This window comes from Bacteroides sp. AM23-12 (genome assembly GCF_003434395.1).
GTDB lineage: Bacteria > Bacteroidota > Bacteroidia > Bacteroidales > Bacteroidaceae > Bacteroides > Bacteroides thetaiotaomicron.
Genome location: NZ_QTLF01000002.1, coordinates 298,025 through 317,979 on the forward strand (window position 1 = coordinate 298,025; position 19,955 = coordinate 317,979).

At 36.1% G+C, this 19,955-nt stretch carries 12 protein-coding genes; 5 read left to right on the forward strand and 7 right to left on the reverse strand.

The window, feature by feature from the left end; translation table 11 throughout:
• Positions 1-11 precede the first annotated feature (11 nt).
• The 6 genes from DW640_RS03385 to DW640_RS03410 form a co-directional block, all read right to left on the reverse strand.
• Positions 12-1,046 carry a DUF5007 domain-containing protein gene (locus DW640_RS03385; RefSeq protein ID WP_016267929.1) on the reverse strand — a complete coding sequence of 345 codons (1,035 nt, stop codon included), beginning with the start codon at positions 1,044-1,046 and terminating at the stop codon, positions 12-14.
• A complete protein-coding gene (locus DW640_RS03390) occupies positions 1,030-1,824 on the reverse strand; it encodes a hypothetical protein (RefSeq protein ID WP_055299636.1) in 795 nt (264 codons plus the stop codon). The genes DW640_RS03385 and DW640_RS03390 overlap by 17 nt, the downstream gene beginning before the upstream one ends.
• A gap of 13 nt (positions 1,825-1,837) precedes the next feature.
• Positions 1,838-3,397 (reverse strand): RagB/SusD family nutrient uptake outer membrane protein, encoded by a 1,560-nt coding sequence (locus tag DW640_RS03395; RefSeq protein ID WP_074858601.1) that lies wholly within the window; start codon positions 3,395-3,397, stop codon positions 1,838-1,840.
• A gap of 131 nt (positions 3,398-3,528) precedes the next feature.
• Positions 3,529-4,113 carry a hypothetical protein gene (locus DW640_RS03400; RefSeq protein WP_016267932.1) on the reverse strand — a complete coding sequence of 195 codons (585 nt, stop codon included), beginning with the start codon at positions 4,111-4,113 and terminating at the stop codon, positions 3,529-3,531.
• Positions 4,114-4,139: 26 nt separating this feature from the next.
• Positions 4,140-7,073: a SusC/RagA family TonB-linked outer membrane protein gene (locus DW640_RS03405; RefSeq protein ID WP_117577349.1), complete on the reverse strand. Its 2,934-nt coding sequence runs from the start codon at positions 7,071-7,073 to the stop codon at positions 4,140-4,142.
• A 275-nt stretch (positions 7,074-7,348) separates the two neighbouring features.
• The gene (locus DW640_RS03410) at positions 7,349-11,401 is read right to left on the reverse strand and encodes a hybrid sensor histidine kinase/response regulator transcription factor (RefSeq protein WP_117577351.1); all 4,053 of its coding nucleotides are present in this window, start codon (positions 11,399-11,401) and stop codon (positions 7,349-7,351) included.
• Positions 11,402-11,696: 295 nt separating this feature from the next.
• On the opposite strand from DW640_RS03410, the gene DW640_RS03415 reads away from it, so the two are divergent.
• The 3 genes from DW640_RS03415 to DW640_RS03425 are packed head-to-tail and all read left to right on the forward strand — an operon-like array spanning position 11,697 to position 16,441.
• Positions 11,697-13,157 (forward strand): hypothetical protein, encoded by a 1,461-nt coding sequence (locus DW640_RS03415; RefSeq protein ID WP_022471875.1) that lies wholly within the window; start codon positions 11,697-11,699, stop codon positions 13,155-13,157.
• A 12-nt stretch (positions 13,158-13,169) separates the two neighbouring features.
• Positions 13,170-14,651 (forward strand): family 43 glycosylhydrolase, encoded by a 1,482-nt coding sequence (locus tag DW640_RS03420; RefSeq protein WP_117577353.1) that lies wholly within the window; start codon positions 13,170-13,172, stop codon positions 14,649-14,651.
• A 41-nt stretch (positions 14,652-14,692) separates the two neighbouring features.
• Positions 14,693-16,441: a family 43 glycosylhydrolase gene (locus DW640_RS03425; protein WP_117577355.1), complete on the forward strand. Its 1,749-nt coding sequence runs from the start codon at positions 14,693-14,695 to the stop codon at positions 16,439-16,441.
• Between the two features lie 124 nt (positions 16,442-16,565).
• Here the strand turns inward: DW640_RS03425 and DW640_RS03430 are convergent, their stop codons facing one another.
• Positions 16,566-18,650 carry a six-hairpin glycosidase gene (locus DW640_RS03430; protein ID WP_187323714.1) on the reverse strand — a complete coding sequence of 695 codons (2,085 nt, stop codon included), beginning with the start codon at positions 18,648-18,650 and terminating at the stop codon, positions 16,566-16,568.
• 419 nt (positions 18,651-19,069) lie between these two features.
• On the opposite strand from DW640_RS03430, the gene DW640_RS03440 reads away from it, so the two are divergent.
• Both DW640_RS03440 and DW640_RS03445 read left to right on the forward strand, forming a co-directional pair.
• Positions 19,070-19,339, forward strand: coding sequence for a hypothetical protein (locus DW640_RS03440; RefSeq protein WP_008766192.1), 270 nt, complete (start codon positions 19,070-19,072; stop codon positions 19,337-19,339).
• Positions 19,340-19,347: 8 nt separating this feature from the next.
• Positions 19,348-19,902: a 1-acyl-sn-glycerol-3-phosphate acyltransferase gene (locus tag DW640_RS03445; RefSeq protein WP_008760558.1), complete on the forward strand. Its 555-nt coding sequence runs from the start codon at positions 19,348-19,350 to the stop codon at positions 19,900-19,902.
• Positions 19,903-19,955 lie beyond the last annotated feature (53 nt).

Sequence of the window (19,955 nt, forward strand, 5' to 3'; positions counted from 1 at the left end):
GTATTAATTAGTTATTTTCCATCTTCAAACAAGGGGGCTCCTGCTGTAAATACAACTATTATCTCCCAATGAGCTTCCTTGTATATCGCAAATTCAAATGACATAGTGGATGTCATACGATAACCACTTGCTGTAATACGGTCGTATAAGAAATTGACATTTATTCTATTACCATCTTTATTGGTATATTTTGATTTCATTTCAACCAATGGCATCGGATAAACGACATCGTACTTTACATATTCATCGGTTTTCTCCATATTAAAACCATGAATCAGATTAGCCCAGTCTGTCTGATTAAAAGATGATGGTGAGATCGGTGTATAATCCGGTCCATAAAAACGGAAAGTCAAACTTTTTACATCATCGTCATTATCCTGATTCTCACGAAAATAAATATGTACATCTTCAGGAAACATATAGTCTCCACTTTCTGTTTGAAAAAGGGTTAACGAATTGGGTGTAACATAGTCCTGTCCCTGCACCAACCCTGTTTCCGGATCGTATATACTCGGTTCGTAATCACTTTCTCTGACAGGTATAAGCTGCATATCGGTAAAAGTTTTATATCCTCCAGAGTTTTTCACCAGCACATCAAAAATATAACCGTCACTCGGAGCACACTGCACAAAAGAAGATTCGGCATTGGACCACATCATAAATTCTCCGGAATGCTTTTTAACCTGAAAAAGAGTACGATATTCTATTTCTCTTTTAGCTTCTATTTCTTCTATAGACTTTTCGGTACCCATATATGGAGTTTTCCAAACTTTTACCGGGAAATATTCCGTCAATTCAGGTGCAGGACTTCCATCGGCCCTCACGATTCGTGATATTTCGAAAGTAAGAGGAAGCGTTGAATTACCCGATGAAAAGTTGTCGGACATCAAAGAGTTTTTTCCTAGCTGAGGACGATATAGTTTTGTAGTAAAATTGACGTCTCTGTCGAAAGCATCCAAACTATCCGGCAAATATTTATCGACACACGATATGCTTAATAATACGCAGGAAAACAGCAGCGCAATATTTTTACTTCTTATATTCATTGCCATAATTATTAAATACGTAAATAAATTCATCAAAACCGAAACTGTGTTGTGGAGAAAGGATGTGAATGATACCATTATTTGTATAAACATCATTCCATACTGTAGAAACTCTGTTCCAGTTATCTTTCACCTGAGAGCTTTTCATATCACTGAAAATAAGCTGTTTGACTCCTCCACCCACAAATCCGGATGCCGGTTTACGAGAACATTCTATATTCATTTGATAATTGTACTTCAAAGAATTTAAGGAGACATTTCCTTCATTGGCTAGAATATTATCGGTATCGTAACTACCTTTAATAATGTACTTGCATAACATTCGCTCAAGGTCAGCTCTATAATCGTAATGATATTCGTTAATGATCGTATCATTTAAAGTCGGTGTTACAACATTAACGATCGTATCTTTAACAACAAACGGTTCAATTAATAAATCACTCAAATAAATCGCTTCACCCAACTCCTTTTGTTTACGGTACTCGTTAAGTTGCGCCAACGAGGAACGGATACATGCATCCGGTATGGCAAAAACTGTATATTGCACATCCGTCTGTTCCATCTGCTGTATGAAATCGGGAATATTGTTGACAAGAACCATCATAGAATCAAATTTCAAATTCAGCCTTTCATTCCCTGTGGACAAATAATCCAGAACGGTTCCATTAAATACTTCGGTTTCATTTTCCTCAGGATATGAAGCCACTTCGTAATCTGTACAAGACAGCATCCAAAGGGAAGCCGAAGTCAGACATAAAATAAATAGTATCTTATTCATTGTCGTTTTCTTTTTATTTCCAAAACTCATTTTGTTCAATCTGTGAATTAGCAGTAATGATATCTTCCGATACCGGCCAGTAGATTCCACCACTGCTGATCAGTCGCAAGAATGTCTCATTATCTTTCATCAGCTTTTGCCGACGGACAAGGTCATACCATCTCCAGCCTTCTCCCATAAGCTCTCTGCGACGCTCTTCAAATATCTCGGCAATTAAGCTTTCGCGATTATTCCCAAAATCCTTTTTAAAGGATACTTCTCTCAATCCACGATTTGTTCGGACCATATTCAGGTAGGATACAGCTTCTGTGCTTCTATTTAGTGCGCATAATGCTTCAGCCCGTAGTAAGGTGATATCTTCAAGACGAGTGAAAACAATTGACGAACCAAAGACTCCAAAATCATTGTCTTTCGCCGATCCATCCTGAATAATCTTTATTTTACTGAACACCGGAATTTCTTCATTCAAATTCTGAACATAATAGGATGAATATTTGATGGTGTCCATGATTCCAAACCGCAAGTCATCGAAATTGGTAAAAATCGAAAATAAGCTGTCCTTTGAAACGTATATTTCAGGATAGGATTTTTGTACCAACGGATAAGCTAAAGTCAACTGTTCAAGATGTCCGCTTTGAGTTGCTTCGTTATCATTGTGAGCAAAATTAAATCCAAGAATCCTCGAACCTTTTACACTCGCATTCGAGTAAAACAGCCCTGTTTCTGAAGTCAAATCGGTAATGGAAGTATATTTTGCATTAATCTCAGATGCATGGTCTATTATAAATGCAGAATATGTCTCGGCTTCTGCATAATTTCCCTGCCAAGCACAGATGTGAGCTAATACAGAGTATGCAGATAACTTATTGAACAGTTTTCCCTGCCATTGGGCCCCATATGAACCATAATATAAATTCGTTTGAGTACCATATTGATAGGGTAAATCCTTTATAGCTGTCAACAGTTCTGCCTTAGCATAACTCAGCACCGTTTGAGCGTCTGTACGAGGCATAGACGGAAAAGTTCCGTTATCATAAGAATAGGTGACTAACGGCACATCTCCCCAAATTCTTACCATATAAAAATAAGCAAATGCCCTCAAAGCGCGTACTTGAGCAATGTCATATTTCAAGTTTTGTTCAGAATACGACCGGTCAAGTTCGACAGTTCGTGGAGCTTTTTCCATAAAAACAGATGCCGCATTGATTACCGCATAAAATCTTCTCCAGTTAGATACTTTCTTCAACAAGTCGTATGGCTTGTTCAATTCATTATCAGACACAGCTTGTAAGTCACTACGCTTATAAACCGTAAAATCCCCCTTCCGCAAATCACCACATATCCAATGAGTATTGTTATCGGCTAAGGCTGCGCGTGTCAAGCCATATACTCCCATCAATGCTGATCGAGTATCTTCAAGGGTCTTCCATTGTTGGGTTTCCGAAGCTGCATGTTTGGGATCTACATCTAGAAAGTCATTGCAGGACTGCAGAAATAGACAAACAAGTGCGGAGAAAAGAGCTAACCGCAATGTAGCCACATTATTCACTTTTATTATACTATAATTCTTCATAAGTATTATTTTTTTAATCTATCCTTTTAGGTATTCCATATCGATAAATCTTTGCAGACATGGTAAAATTATGACCACCTCGTGCAGTACCAAATAAAAGAGTTTATATCATTCTAACAATTGGTTTAAATTTAAAATTCTATCTTCCCGCCACTAACTTTTCTAATAAGTTTAGGCTTTTGTACATTTTTTTGTTCATACACTCGAAAAAGTTGCAAAAATGCCTTAATACGTCTAGATCGAACATTTTCAGATATACCCGCTATAGAATCTTGCTTCCATACAGTTCGTATATATTCTGGAAAAAACTTGTGGCGATCACCTTCTTCATTTATCTCTAAAAGACGTTTTACAAATGCAGAAGATTCTTTTGGCGGCAACACACCACGCACCCATCTAATTCTTAAACTATCCGACCGTTGACGAATAACAGCCAGCTTTTTATTCCTCATTTCCAAAGAATCTTTCTCTACTGCAATCTTTTTACGGAGTTCTTTTTCTTCATCGGAAGTTATATTATTTTTCTGCTTCTTTGCAAATAACTCTTTTTCTAATTCTACACGCCTATTATTATGTTTCTCATACATTTGCCAAAGATCTTCAGTTCGGACTTTTAATAATTTATCAATCTCAGAATCAAATTCCTCATCACTTATTTGCGCATAACCAGAAGAAATACAGCTGAATAATATTAATGCTGTTACAAATAATTTCATATTCTTATTCTTTAATTAAACGTAAATTAGAATTTAAATCTCAATCCAAGTGAAACTGAGCGAGGAATGGGAAGCGAATACCCGTCATAGGTGCCATTGAAGTTTACTAATTCCGGATCACCTGCTGAAAAATTACTGAAAGATAACAGATTAGATCCTGTCAGATAGAAATACAAACTTTTAGGTATATTACTACCAACTTTCTTTATAGGAAGTGTGTAACCAACAGTTATATTTCTCAGTTTCAGGTATGACAGCTTTTCAAGGAACAAATCCTGTTCTGCACGGTAAGGATGAACACTGCTTTGCGGATTGTATATAGGATAATCGTCACACTGATTAGTGTTTTGCCAAAAGAAAATCTCTTTAACAGACTGCAAGGACTGAATATTATCCAAAGTCGCAAAGTCGTAACGTTGTTGATCGCGCAGATTTAAAGCACTATGCCCCAAAGCAAAGAAGAGATTGAAGCTGAAATCGAATCTTTTATAAGCAAACTGGTTAGTCAATCCTCCTGTATAGGGTGGAATGGCATGTCCGGTCAGCACACGGTCATTGTCGTTAATCTGATTGTTTCCGTCAACGTCTGTCCAAACAGGATCTCCTGCTTTAAAAGGAACTCCATTTACGTTCAGTGGTTTCCCATTCATAACAGGAACTTCTGAGTCGTTTGTATAAATGCCTTTATTTTGATACACCCAAAAGGCATCAACTGACTGTCCTACTTGTAGTTTATGGTCGCCTATCACAGTTGTCTTCTGGTTTTCGGGAAGTTTCTCTAGTTTGTTCTTATTATAACTTGCATTGAAAGACAAATCCCACTTCAACGGAGTGTTCTTCAAAATGGATGCCGAAAGATTTAATTCCAATCCCTGATTACTGATATCCATTCCACTGGCCAGTTTATACTCATATCCCATTTCTTGAGTGACAGGCAAATATGTCAATAAATTCTTTTCATAATTCTTATACAGACTTATTTCCGCAATAATGCGATTGTCGAAAAAAGAACCTTTCAAAGCAAGCTCCATTTTATCAGAATAGGGAAGCTTTAAATCATAACCAACCCAACCCGATGCATACGGACGAGTGATTGTTGCAAATCCATTAGCTGAGGAAAGTAACGGTTCGCCACTCCATGTGATACTTGTAGCCAAGTATTGAGGACCTAATTCATATCTATCGGACTGGACTGATTTGGCTATTCGTGCATAAGATGCACGCAAAGACAATCCAGACAATGCAGTACTACCTGTAAAAAATTGATTCTTTAAATTCCATTCAGCAGAGGCAGCGGGTGTAAACATCCATCTGTGATCCGACTGGATAGCGGAATTTCCGTCGTATCTTGCCAATAATCCCACATTAAGCAAGTTCTTATACTTATAATCTAAAGCTATTGAAGTCGATACCCACCTATTCTCCAAACGATCAACATAACGATACTGCTTGAAGTTCCCGGTACTTGTTGTCGGCTTCATATCATCATCACCATCATAGGCACGAGTATAATTATAGTGATACAAATCGCTGGTTATAGAGCCATTCCACTGAATATTCAACTTATGAATATCAGCTAAAGGCAACAAATAGCTCGCTGAAGTTTCACCTATAATCCGTTGATTGTATCCTGAATAGTTAGAGACAAAGTTGACGGACTCCAACAAAGCCATAGGCCAAAAAGCGCGACGAACATTTGTTGTATAATCAAGTTTGATGCTGGCTGTAGCATTGAATCTTTGCTTAGTATAGCTCAAAGCCAACAATCCATTCAGTAAATTGTTATAATTATCATCTTTAGTCAAATCATTGGATATTAAAAAGTCATTATACAAATTGCCGGCAGGTGCAAGCGGAGTTGAAAAATCAACCATATACTCCATCTCAGCAAACCTGTCTCTGAAATTCCGATTCCTGACACGGTCTATCTTAGCGGCATTAATAATTGTACTAACATTCAAGCCATCCAAAGGAACCATATTCAAGGCAAAGCCAATATTATATTTCGTATAAGAGGTATTGTCCGCTGCTCCCGCATCTTTTGTCGTTGCGAGTGTAAATACATAATTCGCTTTTTTTGAACCACCACCGATAGAAGCATTTACATTATATAAGAGTGATGACTGATAATAATCGTCTGCCCAGTCCGGTTTACCAAAATAACGTACATCTCTTGTATCCATAAGATAATCGGGTTGTTTGCCCGGTGTAAGAGAATACGTATCATAGAAACGTTGACGGAATGCTTTTTCGTATGATCCATTCGTCATACGAACCGAAGACGGAGCAAAGGCCATCCCTGCCGAAACTCCGATAGAGACGTTTTCACCACCATAATAACCGTCTTTGGTTGTTATCCAGATGGCACCATTAGCAGCTAAAGGACCTAATTTGGCAAGCTGAAGCGGATCTTTGATAATTTCGATTGACTCTATGAAAGATATATCCAATCCCGCCAGCATATTGGCAGCGGCTCCTATCGGATTAATATCAAACTGTTTGATATCGTACACATAGCTATTTTCCAGCATCAATGGAACGCCATTCAAATAAACTGTCGGCTGAACACCGGACACATCTTTATTAGAAAAGACAGGTGAAGATAAGCCACGAACCAGCATGCTTTGAATGGTACCAGGCTCTCCATTATTTTCCTGTACATATACACCGGGCACATTCCCTTTCAGTAATTGCTGAATAGATAAAAATTGAGAGCGCTGCAACATCCTGATATCAACAGTATCACTCACCCCAAAGGAGTCTATACTACGATTAGTAACGAAACGAGATCCTACATTCTTCTCAAAAGAGTCTTTTTTCATATAGGTCTCCACAGAATCAATATTCACAGGCGAACTTGATTGAGACGCTATCGCTCCACTAAATCCTAAAAAGCCCATGACAGCCAGCAAACGACAAACAGGCTTCTGCAAAAAGAAATTAGGTAAAATTATCACCATACTATTAGATTTATAAAGTTATTTAGACCAAATAAGTATTAGTTGTGCATCAAATGCATCACAAAAGTGCGAGTTATCCAGTAGAAAGAAGTTCTCTAATCATTCAAAAACCTCCAAAATTGGACCATAATCGCTATTAACTATCATAGGTCTAAAAATCGTTCAATATAAGTTCAGAAATCATTCAAAAGGGATAGATCATTGATATATAGAAAAGTACGCATCTTCCATTAAGATACGTACTTGTGCATTTTAAGTTCATATTATTTTTTATCCTAACAAGATTTTTGATATTCCTTTGGAGTTACACCAAATTCTTCTTTAAAACAAGTTGCAAAATATTTAGGATTAGAAAATCCACATTCATAAGCTACCTCTGCTACAGATATTGATTTATCCTTCAATAACTGACTACCATGTTTTAGTCTTATATTTCGAATAAACTCAATGGGGGACAGCCCTGTTGCTATTTTCATTTTCCTATATAGAGAAGACTTAGACACAGCTAATGCATCCGCTAATTGAACCACATCAAAATCTCCTTCCGACATATTTGATTTTATAACAGAAATCACTTTATCCAAAAACTCTTTATCCATAGAAGAAGGTTCTAAAGAATCAATATTGACTTCTACATTAGATCGAAACTCTTCTTGTTTGTTTTTCTTATGCATTATAAAATTATTAATACGAGCCTCTAATATTTTTAATTCAAATGGCTTGGATATATATCCATCCGCTCCCGCATTATAACATTCAATGCGATCTTCCACGGTATTTTTAGCTGTTAATAATATGATAGGAATGTGACTGGTTTCCAAATTTGACTTTAAAGCGCGACAAAACTCTAAACCATCCATTTCAGGCATCATCACATCACTTATAATAATATCTATTTCATTATCTTTTATAACGTTCAGAGCTTCTAATCCATCTTTTGCAATAAGTACATGATAATGCTTGGACAGAATCTTCTCCATCAAAAACAACAATTCTTCATTATCCTCCACCAATAACAAATGAACGTCAGCTATTTGCATATCTTCGCCTTCGCCAACCTTTGAATCAATCAATTCTTCTTTCTCTAAAATAAGATCCGTATTTATGCCATTTACCGAAATATGTTCTGATATTAATTCATCTTCCTGATAACTATCTTTATTAATGGGAAGATCTACAGTAAAAGTACTTCCTTTACCTAATTCACTTTCAACATTAATAGTGCCATGATGTAACTCCACTAAATCCTTTGTTAAGGATAACCCAATCCCATTAGATTCACTTTCATCTCCTTTATTTATTGTATAAAATCTTTTGAAAACATTCTCCAAATCAGCAGGAGCAATACCTTCTCCGGTATCAACGACCTGTATTCGTAAATGATGATATTCAGACTCCCAATATGAATCTACTATTAATTTTATATCTCCACCATTAGCTGTATATTTACAAGCATTAGATAATAAATTAGATACTATCTTATCTAATTTATCTCTATCAAAATAAGCCATCAAATGTCTATCTTCAGTCAAAAATGTAAAGGTTTGATTTTTCTTTCTCATCAATGGAGTAAAGTGTATCTTACAAACATCATCTATAAATGATATGACATCACTTTTTAATACAGATAATTTCATGTTCCCACTTTCCACCTTACGGAAATCTAAAATTTGCTGTAATAGTCTACGTAATTTATTCACATTAGAACGAATCATAGTTAACTGCGAAATCCGACTACCATTCGTCATTTCCGCATCATCAATCAAACAAGTAATAATAGTTAAGGGAGTTAATAAATCGTGCGATATATTTGTGAAATAACGTAATTTTGTTTGCACCAATTCTTCTGACTTCTCTTTATCTATCTGAGCTATTCTCAGTTCGTGCCGCAACTGAATACGACGCTTCATCCTGTGATAGAAAAGATACAGACATAAAAGTGTAAACACAATATAAAATAAATAAGCCCACAATGTTTCATAGAAAGCAGGCTGTTTAAACACCTGAACTTCTGCTATATAATTGCTCCATAAACCATTTACATCAGTTGTCTTTAGATAAAAAGTACGTTTACCTTTAGGTAATTGATTGTAAAATGCAAATTGACGATCGCCTCTGACATACACCCAATCATTATCAACTCCATCCATTTTATATGCATATTTAATTTTGTCAGGAAACGCATAATTTAAAGAAGAAAAATCTATCTCAATATTTTTATCTCCTGCATTTAAAGAAATGATCTGACTTCTTAAATTAAAACGTTGGTTGTTTTTCTCCAAAAGACTAGAAACACCATCTATCTTAACATCTGCCACCATCGTTCTAATTCTACGAGGATTATCAGACAAATGATCATAAGGAGTAAATACTGAGATTCCCTTATTTCCTCCATATAATATTTTCCCAGCACGAGTTTTATAATAAGAATTAGGCATAAAAGAATTTACCATCACATCAGTCATTGTCGAGTAATCCATGATACCACCATTTTTAGGGTCGTATTCAATTACCCGCTTATTGGTAGAAATCCAAATATGTCCCAACTGATCTGTTATAATATTAAAAATACCTTCTTCAAGCATATCAAACATATCAGATAAGTTTTCCACTTTATTGGTTTGAGGGTCATAAGTGAATACATCCCCATCCTGGCTACCCATCCACACCAAGCCATTATCATCCACACAGATTGCTCCAATATTATCACTTATTACTCCCTCTGCGTGAGTCTTCAGATTTCTTAAATTCTTCTCTTCTAATGTCAGATCAGAGGATATTTTTGCATTATACACGCCTTGCTTTCTTGTACTAATCCATAGAGAACCATCTTTACCTTCTCCAATTCCTATTATATCTACAAATGGAAACTTAGCATCTTGAAGTATCTTTTCGTTTGCCGGTTTAACCAAAATACCTTTAGTTGTTCCCACCCAAAGGTTATGGTTACTATCAGTATAAAATAAACGCGGGAATCCTGAATTATCCACATAATCAGTTAATTTCAAAGTCCCCAATAGTTCTATTTCTTTTTTATCCTTCTTCACCCTGTAAATTTCCGGATAATACTCAGACCCCAGCCATATCTCATTAAGCAATGGAGCAGAAGTAATGCAGCTTACATTTCTCAAATTAGTAATGTTTTTTAGAGAAGGAATATCTTTATAAAAGAGAAGTTTATTAGAATCCGGATTGTAAATTCCTATTCCCCAACGATTCTGGTCTATCCATAAATCTCCTTCCTTATCTTCATATATGTTCTTTATATTTGTAACAAATCCCGTCTTTTCCCGAATAACTGGAAAAGAGTAATTTTGTACTAAAGGTTTATTTAAATCAATCATTGATACTCCTTCATTAAAGGCAGCAATCCATAAATTACCTGACTTATCTTTTACTATTTCACTAAAAATATTATTTAACTTAGAAGAAATATGAGATATATCCACAGTATTAATTATATTTCCAGGACGTTTTTGAAGTGCATAAAGTCCCTGTGTAGATACAATCCATATATAACCATACTTATCATCCTGAGTAATACTAAAGCAACCATTCATGTCCCAATGCTCATTACTTTTAATATCCACATGACTATACATTAAATCATCTTTCTCCTCCGGATAAAGTAAAAAGATCCCGCTTTCCCATGTTAAAATCCAATGTTGCTTCTTATTATCTTGAAAAACTTTAAATGGATTATTTAAAACTCCAATATGAGGCATAGCAATAAATGAGTCTGTTTTTGAATTATATCGATGTAATCCCCTTTCCCATAAAGTTACCCAAATATTCTTATCTGCATCTTCATAAATAGAATTCACACTAGTAACAGGTAAAGTAGAATCATATCTTTTGCAAAATGAGAAATCGGCAGAACAACGAAAAACAGAAGTTAACGTCCCAACCCATATCCATCCATCACTATCCACTATCATTGTCCGAATCTCTTGATCTTTCAAATCATTGTGTATAACTGGTATTATCTGATAAGTTCGCTTATCCAGTATATTAATCCCTTTTTTAGTTCCTATAAATAAATATCCATTTTTATTTTCCGCAATACAAGTAATTTCATTATTCGTCAAAAGATCCGGTGATTTCAACCCAGAACGAAAAACAAGTAATCGATAGCCATCATAACGACACAAGCCATCTTTGGTTCCTAGCCACAAAAAGCCTTCCCGGTCACAATGAACCCGTAAAACAGTACTTGACGGCAAATAATTATTTAATGGAAGTGTAGATACCGACATTTGTTGTGCAAAGGCACACGAAAACAATTGAATAAAAAACAGTACTATATAGAATTTTATTTGATGTTTCATAGTAGAATTAAATATAAAGACGTATTTTCTATGCAATATTAAAATAAAGAAAGCTATCACTGTTCATAAATCCCTTAAAATATATTAATTTAAGACTAACACAAACATATGTGGTCTATTTTTAAACCTTTCTGAATGATTTTTATCCCACTTTGAACAGATAACTTAAAATTATACGTATTTGAATCATTCCAGCACCTATATATGAATATGATTCAGCAACTTTGCAAACAAGAAGTAAACACTGATTATCAGTTCAATCATAAATAATTAATTTATAAAACATTTCTGTATCATGAAAAAAAAATATGTAAAGATTATGTTTTTATCATTGTCATTGCTGACAATTAGCACAACAGCTACTTATGCAGTTCAACCCGAAGATGATAAAAAAGAAAATGAAGCCTTACAAACCTCAACAGAGGAACATCTACCATTACTAACGATTAATGGTACAAACGCATCATCATCCTTCATTGTCAATTCCGAGGCTTTACTCGGCAAAGAAATAACAATTACAGCTCCAAACGGTTTCACCGTAACTCCGACTGTTATAGCAGCCAACTCTGGGAAACAAAAAGTGAAAGTGACCTTAAACAGTACTAAAAGACTGACTGAAGGGAAAATTATTCTGCGAAGTGGAGATATCCGTTCATATATAAAAGTAAAAGGATTTGGAACTGCCCTTCCAGTGAAAGACATTGCAGCATCTCCTGTTTATAAGAAAGGGAATGATACGGAATTTACCAAAGCATTCACTCCAAATTCAAAAGGATATACTATTGAGTTCAAAATAAAAACAGATGACTCGGAGAAAAACTTTTATCCTTATTTTGTAAACGAAAAAGGTTATGGATTCAAAGCGTATATTACCTCTAATGAAATTGGATTATTCAATGCCTACAAAAAAGAGATCAATAATCCTGCAACAAATGGAAAAGCAGGGGGAAAAGGCAAGTTCTATAATAATGATGGACAAGCACATGTTTATCGTTTTGCCATAACACCAGATAACCGTGCCTTCATTTATAGAGATGGAATTCCTGTAGATTCCGTTAGAATTATAGACTACGCTCCCCAGCCAAACTTTGCAGAGAAAGTTGGCAAACCAGTAGAAAATCTTTTGAAGAACCCAAACTTCGAAGGAGAATTTGATGTAAATCCAGAAACAAAGTTAGTTAGTAGAGTTGAGGGGTGGGATGTTGTTATTGGCGACCGTTGGAATTCAGAACAACAAATTCTTCCTGAAGAAATTGATAATAATCAGGACCTGGACAATCATGTTTTTGAAATTAGACCCTATAAATGGGCAGCTGGCTGGAGTGATGGTATCCTAATGCAAGTGGTAGATGTTGTACCGAATGAAAGTTACACACTATCTGCTCTATTAAAAGGAGGAATAGCAAAAAAAGAAGGAAAACTCACCGGTAAAATGATCATAGAAGAAGTGCAAGACCCTGAAAAAAAAGTCATCACAGAAATTGCCAGTGACAACTGGGAAACTTATTCAATGGACTATACTACTTCTGCCGAATGTAACCAAATTCGTGTATCCTTTACAGTAGGACGTGGAGGATGGGGAAATGATATCGGAGCTGTCCGTGTAGACAACGCTAAACTGACCGGCACATCACGTACATACTCGCCCAAATTCGGTTTTATAGATAATACTGCCGATGTGGAATATTTCACAATTGATGAATCCGGAGCCTATGCACCAGCACAGCCTGAAATAACGATTAACATTGAAGACTAAAATAACGAAAACATGAGAATAACTCTATTTATCTGCTTTATGTTCTCATTCACCTCTGTATTTTCACAAAACACCCAGATCAGTCCGGGTGTTTTGTGGAATGACATAGATGGGGAGCAAATTAACGCACACGGTGGATGTGTCGTTTACGAAAAAGGAACTTATTATTGGTTTGGAGAAGATCGTACAGGTTTTAAATCAAATGGGGTAAGCTGTTATCAATCTAAAGACTTATACAACTGGAAACGGCTGGGGTTGTCGATGAAAACGACAGGTGAAGCCAGAGAAGACATGAATGATATATCGCAGGGACGTTTGTTTGAACGTCCTAAAGTAATTTATAATCCCCAAACTAAGAAATGGGTAATGTGGAGCCATTGGGAAAGTGGAGATGGATATGGAGCTGCACGTGTTTGTGTAGCAACAAGCGATAAGATAATGGGGCCTTATGTACTTTACAAAACATTTCGCCCTAATAAAAACGAGTCCCGTGATCAGACGTTATTCGTAGATACAGACGGAAAAGCATATCATTTCTGTTCTACGGATATGAATACCAACATGAATATTGCATTACTTAGAGACGATTATCTGGAGCCGACTCCAACAGAAACTAAAATTTTAAAGGGACTAAAATATGAGGCACCCGCTATTTTTAAGGTTGGGGATATGTATTTTGGATTGTTTTCCGGTTGCACAGGCTGGGAACCCAATCCCGGGAGAAGTGCCTACAGTACTGATATACTGGGGAACTGGACAACAGGGAATAATTTTGCTGTAGACAAACTCAAACAAGTTACTTACAACTCACAAAGCTGTTATGTATTTAAAGTGGAGGGTAAAGAAAAAGCTTATATATACATGGGTGACCGTTGGAACTCTAAGGATGTAGGAAAGTCTCATCATGTGTGGTTGCCCATTAGTATGCGCTCAGGCTATCCTGTCGTAAAATGGTATGATCAATGGGATTTAACCGTGTTTAATAGTATGTATCGTTATAAAAGAGCTGCAGAAATCATACCCGGTAATATATACTCATTATTAGAAAAGACCTCTGATCGTTTAGTGTCTAAACCTGCCAATGGTTTCAGTATAGCGGATGATGATGATGACATCAATCTAAGTCTGGAGTTTATAAAGACTAATATACCCAACGTATATAAAATAAAAGATACCAAAACCGGAAAGTTCTTGGAATCACTGTTCGGAACTTTACGCCTCAATCCCGAGAAGAAAGATGATGCTCAATGCTGGGTATTCAACCTACAGGAAGATGGTTATTATCAGATACAAAATCTGAAGGATAAGAAGTATGTTACAGTTTCCGGTTCAAATACATTTGCCGGAAGTAATTTATATCTGACTGAACTATCCAAGAAGTTAATGCAAGATTTTGCAGTATATTTCGATTCCAATAAATATAAATATAAGGAAGCAGATATATTCTCTGCTGCCTACAAGGCTAATAATCTAAAACAGATGGAAGCCCAATAAATTTCTCATATGTAATTCTGATAAATTAAATTTGTTACATTATGAACATAAAAAGTCAACAGGCAAAAAATAGTTTTCTATTCATATTTATATATCTATGCAGTCTGTCTTTGCAACCTGCTTTCGCAACTCAATCGAAAGAAGTTATAACAACAGATATCTGGGCAGCCACTGCCACTGTATTCAAACTTGTCGGTGAAAAAGCCGTCAACAATGTAAAACTGAATTGGATGCAACGAGAGGACGCTGACCTTTATAAAATCTACCGGGACGGAAATTGTATTGGAGAAGCTAAAGGAAATACATACGATGATTATAATCTGAAAGCAGATAAAACCTTTACCTACCATGTAGAAGCATTTAAAGAGGGGAAGAAAATAGCCACGTCCGCTTCTCAACAAGCAACAACCTTTACCCCTAGCGGCGAAACTAAAATTTATAATAATCTAAACGGGAAATATATCACCAAAGAATCTATCAAGAAACCTCAGGGTATGAAAATTGGAGATCTTTATTTCTCTTATAAAATGGAAAACGTTGAAAAGGAAATAGATGGACAAACACTCAAAGGATGGCTAGCTACAGAAAGCTTTTCTCCAACAGGACTCGATGGTAGTTGGAGTGCTTCCCGTGAACTGGCTTTTTACCCAAATGTAAAATTTGAGGGTATTGCTTTCAGATATAACGCAAAAACCGGCAAGGTAGTACTTTCAGCACATTATGAAGATCAAAGTGGATATGTTGCAGCTAAAATCTATCTGGCACAAATAACTCCCAAAGGTGAGCTCGAAGTAGGCACTATGGAACGACCATTGGGCCATGAGTCTAGAGACCAATCTCTTTTCATTGACGATGACGGTACAGCTTATCTCCTTTCAGCTACAAATATGAACAGAGATATAAATATCTATAAGCTAGACACTTCATGGACTAAGCCTGTTTTATTAGTTAATACAATATGTAAAGGACTGCATCGGGAAACTCCTGCAATCATCAAAAAAGACGGAGAATACTATTTCTTCAGTTCAAAGGCTTCCGGATGGTATCCGAGTCAAACCATGTATACATCTGCCACTGATTTAGGAGGTGAATGGACACCTATGAGAGAAATCGGCAACAATTCTACTTTTGATGCACAGTTTAATAGAATTAGTACAGTTGGAAAAACCTGCGGAGTATGGAGTTACCACTGGGGAGCGCAACGAAAATATAAAACTCCGGACGGTAATTTCCCGAGAATTTCAATAGCCGCATTTAACAAAGGATATGCTTCGATGGATTATTACAGATACCTGGAATTTAGTGACAAATATGGTATTATCCCTGTTCAGAACGGCAAAAACCTGACATTAAATGTACCGGTGACAGCCGCTGTCCCAGGAGCGAGAGGAATTAAAGCTGATTGTATCACGGATGGAGCTTGTACAGAATCTTCTGCTTATTTCCAGAAAACTTCAAATGCTGCTACAGGTTCTCCTTATATGTTTACCATAGATATGCAGAAAGAAGCCGTGATTTCTGAGATTAATCTTTCGACAAGATTGGTTAACGGTTCCGAGGCTGCCTACAAATATACCATTGAAGGAAGCCGGGATGGAAAAAGTTATAAAATGCTCGTAGACGGCAAATTAAACTGGCAGGTAGGATTTCTGATTCTGAATATTGAAGATCCGTCGCTCTACAGATATTTACGGCTCCGCGTATACGGTGTTGTCAATGTACATAAAAACAATTCTGCAATGTGGGCAGATGGCATTTATGAATTTGCTGCTTACGGAAAGCCACAGTAAATAAGAAAGCAAAATATTAGAAAAAGCCAGTTAACTATTTAAATGTTGACTGGCTTTTCATTTTACAATAGATCACTAAAAGTTACCCTATTAAGCTTTCTGTATTTAACGATTCCATTATTCGTTAATATATACCATTTTGTACAAGCAAATAATAAACTAAAGCCCAATCCTGATCATTTGCATATGGATCGTAGAATCCGCCCTTTACTCCGTTAACCTTATTTGGATAAATATAGGCGCAAGAAGCTTTTCCATCTTCAAAGAATAAACACAGATTATTTCTCACAATATTCTCTGCACGCTCTTTATATGAATGATCTCCCGTACATTGCGAATAAAGATAAAAAGCAGCTCCTGACAATGTACTCCAATAGTGTGGAAAAGTATCTCCCCACATTTCCCGCTTACCAAACCAATAACCATCCCAATGACGAACAGCTATTTCATTCAAATGATAACTGGGTTGTTTGCCATTGAAAGCTTCCAATACAGGCATTTGAATCTTTGCCCCATCCAAATATTTCTGCCTTCCGGTTTCCATATAAAGTTGAAGCAAGAACATGACTGATGGAGCTACAATGGCTTGTTCGTAGTTTACTTCACTAGCCGGATAATTCAAACCATTTTTCAAAAAAGTATCACCAACTGCAATATAATCATTCTCCAGCTCTTGATATTCTCTTTGCATATCAGCATTTTTTAAAGTTTGTAGTCCTAAGCGAACCGGTATACCTATGGCATAAAAACCATGTCCGAACTGTTTGAACATAGACCGCAAAGTCATATAACCATGTTTAGCATATTGTTTGTCATTGGTTATTTTATACATCTGGAAATAAAAATCCGCTACCCATACATAATTGTACGCCCTGTTACGTCCCTTCTGATCGACTGAAGAGAAAGTCTTATAGTCAGCATCTTGCAATCTATTACGCAAAAAACTTGCATATCGCAATAAAGACGCCTTTACTTCAGCAACAGGATGCAATTGATAATACTTTGCTAAAAGTACCCCCATACCGACTCTTTCAGCACCTTCATCCCTGTCAACCGGATTACAGTTATGCGTATTATTCAGATATATTTCATTCTTTTCATTATCATAAACCATATAAGCATCTCTACGCGTATTCGAACTTTTCATCTGTTGATTTGCAACTATAAACTCTACTCGTTTTTTAATCAAATCATTCACATTACTAATCACCAAACAATTTGCATGAGTTTTTTTCCCTGCGCCATATAGTATATCAAAACGCACTTCTCCCAACTGATCCATTACTACTTCAGCATACCATGCTGTTCCTTGTTTTTTCATAGGGATAGTGACATCATTCTTTTTAAGTATACAGTCTTTTACCATCTGCCCACCTGATATTTTCACAAGGGCAGTTTCTCCCTTCTCAAATACATACTTGTTGCAAGATACCCAGACACTCTCTCTTTCCAATAACTTTTGACGGAAATCATCTCCACCTTTATGCGAAAAGATATACCACGAAAATACTTGTTCATCACCCGGCATCAATTTCATATCCGGAAGATTCAAAGAAATAATTCCTCTTGTATGAGAGTTACCCTTATTTCTATCACGCTCTGATATTTCATAACTTTTAATTTCGCCTTCCCTCAAAACCAGTCCCAAATGTGGAGCATATCCTCCCATACGTGTTGCGTTTACATAAGCTGCATTATCACCCTCCCATATATGAGCATTAGCCCGCATATTTATACAAGCTTGTGCCCCTGGATAGTTATCGTTGAATGGAGTATAGATGCCTATATCCGATAAAAGTATTTCCTCTGTTCCATCATTTTGGAAAGTATACTCTTCTATTAAATCTTCTCCTCTCATACTCCTTTCTACAAGGATACATATATCTCCAACTCGATAAGTAACTTCTCTCCCATCCTGCTTTATACTGGCAGGAAGATTCCAAAACAACTTGTTTTTCTGATTTCTTCTCACCTCAGTGAAATAGCCAAGTCCCCAACCATAATTCTCCTTTATCCAAGGATATTGGCTACCATCTGTTGCAATCAGCCAATTCATATTCTGTTTATCATTATCAATATTCATTGATTGTATGGCTCCAGTTTTCGAATTCACTGTAAAGTTTACTTTTTGGGCTTTAACAGAAATACATATTACTGTCAACAACCCAATACCACAAAGCTTTAAAAAAGGATTCTTTACTTTTCCCATTGACATCATCCTATTTTTCTTAAAACAGGGCTTACTTCTTTTAGATAAATCTAAATCCATTGTTTTTCATTTAATTAATTATAGCTATTAAAAATCTTATTGCCAAGTAATTATTCAAAGATAATTCTTTTCAAAAGGGAAAAAGTACTATAATCATTCAAAAGGGAACAGTAATAAATAAAAATACCTCATCCTTGTCGAGGGCAATTCCCCGTTTGACTAAATTTCATTTAAATCTGTTCAATTTTAATTCAATATTTCAAAATCCGGTTGATTAATCAATTGTATATCCAAGCAGGATACACTTAGAGAGCAAATAGTAAAAAGAAAAAATTCAATCCATTTATTCGCTAGAATCAAAGAAAGTCCCTATCTTTACCCCAAGTAATTTTTATTATTCACCATTAAATGTAAATATTATGGCAAGTAGAAGAGAACTTAAAAAGAACGTAAACTATATCGCAGGAGAATTATTCACCGAGTGCTTAATCAATAGTATGTTTATCCCTGGTACTGACAAGGCTAAAGCTGATGAACTGATGGCTGAAGTTTTAAGAATGCAGGATGAATTTGTCAGCCGCATCAGCCATACAGAGCCGGGCAATGTGAAAGGCTTTTATAAGAAATTCCGAGTAGATTTCAATGCAAAAGTTAACGAGATTATTGAGGCCATCGGGAAATTGAATTAAAGATCAGAATGAAGAAAGCAATTTATAGCTTTATCTATTACCGCCTGTTAGGGTGGAAGACAAACGTTACGGTACCTAATTATGATAAATGCGTGATATGTGCCGCACCACACACAACGAACCTTGATTTATTTATTGGAAAACTGTTTTATGGAGCACTAGGCCGTAAAACAAGTTTCATGATGAAAAAAGAGTGGTTCTTTTTTCCGTTAGGAATTATTTTTAAAGCTGTAGGCGGAATTCCCGTAGACCGTAGTCGGAAAACTTCGTTGGTCGACCAGATGGTTCATCATTTTGCTGAATGCAAAAAGTTTCATCTGGCTATCACACCCGAAGGAACCCGCAAGGCGAACCCGAACTGGAAAAAAGGGTTTTATTACATCGCCCTTAAGGCTCAAGTGCCTATCGTTCTGATCGGTATTGACTATAGTACAAAGACCATAACGTCCACTAAAGCAATTATGCCGACGGGAGATCTTAATAAAGATATGCGGGAAATCAAACTGTACTTCAAGGATTTCAAAGGAAAACATCCTGAGAATTTTGCACTTGGAGAACTTTAAGAATAAAGTAATAAGTAATAGGTATTAATCGTAGCTGCTGAAATGCTGCTCCG

Excerpts from the sequence above, each read along its gene's own strand:
- DW640_RS03385 (WP_016267929.1), bottom strand. The coding sequence starts at position 1,046 with ATGAATATAAGAAGTAAAAATATTGCGCTGCTGTTTTCCTGCGTATTA.
- DW640_RS03415 (WP_022471875.1), top strand. The coding sequence starts at position 11,697 with ATGAAAAAAAAATATGTAAAGATTATGTTTTTATCATTGTCATTGCTG.
- DW640_RS03440 (WP_008766192.1), top strand. The coding sequence starts at position 19,070 with ATGGCAAGTAGAAGAGAACTTAAAAAGAACGTAAACTATATCGCAGGA.
- DW640_RS03430 (WP_187323714.1), bottom strand. The coding sequence starts at position 18,650 with ATGGGAAAAGTAAAGAATCCTTTTTTAAAGCTTTGTGGTATTGGGTTG.
- DW640_RS03390 (WP_055299636.1), bottom strand. The coding sequence starts at position 1,824 with ATGAATAAGATACTATTTATTTTATGTCTGACTTCGGCTTCCCTTTGG.
- DW640_RS03400 (WP_016267932.1), bottom strand. The coding sequence starts at position 4,113 with ATGAAATTATTTGTAACAGCATTAATATTATTCAGCTGTATTTCTTCT.
- DW640_RS03420 (WP_117577353.1), top strand. The coding sequence starts at position 13,170 with ATGAGAATAACTCTATTTATCTGCTTTATGTTCTCATTCACCTCTGTA.
- DW640_RS03445 (WP_008760558.1), top strand. The coding sequence starts at position 19,348 with ATGAAGAAAGCAATTTATAGCTTTATCTATTACCGCCTGTTAGGGTGG.
- DW640_RS03395 (WP_074858601.1), bottom strand. The coding sequence starts at position 3,397 with ATGAAGAATTATAGTATAATAAAAGTGAATAATGTGGCTACATTGCGG.
- DW640_RS03405 (WP_117577349.1), bottom strand. The coding sequence starts at position 7,073 with ATGGTGATAATTTTACCTAATTTCTTTTTGCAGAAGCCTGTTTGTCGT.
- DW640_RS03410 (WP_117577351.1), bottom strand. The coding sequence starts at position 11,401 with ATGAAACATCAAATAAAATTCTATATAGTACTGTTTTTTATTCAATTG.
- DW640_RS03425 (WP_117577355.1), top strand. The coding sequence starts at position 14,693 with ATGAACATAAAAAGTCAACAGGCAAAAAATAGTTTTCTATTCATATTT.